Below are 1,263 nucleotides of genomic sequence, written 5' to 3'. Positions count from 1 at the left end.
GGCGGTCTCAGGGGGTGGTTGCAACACCGAGTGCTTGGGCTAGTGCTTGGGAGGGTGTCATCCAGTTCAGTGTGTGGCGGGGGCGGGTGTTGAGTTGGGTGGCGATGTGGTCGAGGTCGGTTTGGGTGTGGGCGCGGAGGTCGGTGCCTTTGGGCAGGTAGTCGCGGACCAGCCCGTTGGTGTTTTCGTTGGTGCCGCGCATCCAGGGTTGTCCGGGTGGGCAGAAGTAGACCGGCACGCCGGTGTCGATGGTGAATTGGGCGTGTTGGGACATTTCCTTGCCCTGGTCCCAGGTCAGGGACTTCCACACGTGCTGTGTCGACAGGGATTCGTGCAGCAGTCGGGGCAGGCGGGGGATGTGTTCGGACAACGCGTCACGCACGGCGGCGGCGGACTTGCCCTGGGGCAGGGCGAGGACCATGACGAAGCGGGAGTGACGTTCGGCCAGGGTGGCCACCGCGCTGCCGTGGGAGCCGAGGATGAGGTCGCCTTCCCAGTGTCCTGGCACCGCCCGGTCGGCGGCCTCGGCCGGGCGCTGCGAGAGCGGCACCCGGTCGGGGATCTGGCCCCGCCCGGTGGGCTGGCTCGCCGCGCGGGCGGTGGCCGCCCGCGGTCGCCGCAGGCGTCGCTTGCGCCGCAGATACTGGGTCAACTCGCCCTTGAGGGTTCCCTTGGCCTGCACGAACAGGCTGCGGTAGATCGTTTCGTGCGACACCTGCATCTCCGGGGCATCCGGGTACTGTTCGCGCAGTGTCGCAGCGATCTGCTGCGGCGCCCACCGCTGCTGCAACCGCTGGGTCACCACCTGCGCCAGCTCCGGATTCGCCGCCAGTTTCGCGGTTTTGGGGCGACGTGCCCGGTCCCAGGCGGCCTGCTCGGCCTCCTGCGCCCGATACGCCTCCTTCCCGCCGTTACGCTCGACCTCCCGCGAGATCACCGACACATCCCGGTCCAGCTGCCGGGCGATCTGCCGCAGAGACACCTCCGCCGCCACCCCCCGAGAGATCTCCTCCCGCTCGGCCAGAGTCACCTCCCACCGCGACCGCCGACGCGGTTCCGGCGCGATCCCACCCGCCGGGCCCACGACCCTGCGCACCGAGTCACTCGAGATCCCCAACCAACGCCCGATCTCCCGCTGACCACACCCCTGCTCCTGCCACAACCGCCACACCCGATCGGCATGCCGCTCCACCACCGAGAACACCCGCAACACCTCCACCAACATCATTCCAAAGGTGTTGCACCCACCCCTTGAAACCAAGC

The 1,263-nt window shown here is 68.8% G+C and carries 1 protein-coding gene; it reads right to left on the bottom strand.

From position 1 onward, the window contains the following. Nucleotides 1-7 precede the first annotated feature (7 nt). Nucleotides 8-1,225 (bottom strand): IS30 family transposase, encoded by a 1,218-nt coding sequence (locus ACOQFL_RS22805; RefSeq protein WP_435546255.1) that lies wholly within the window; start codon nt 1,223-1,225, stop codon nt 8-10. Nucleotides 1,226-1,263 lie beyond the last annotated feature (38 nt).

The organism is Actinopolyspora sabaoui, from assembly GCF_051225635.1.
Classification (GTDB): Bacteria; Actinomycetota; Actinomycetes; order Mycobacteriales; family Pseudonocardiaceae; genus Actinopolyspora.
The sequence above is the reverse complement of the archived record's forward strand: the minus strand, read 5'-3'. Positions and strand labels throughout refer to the sequence as shown.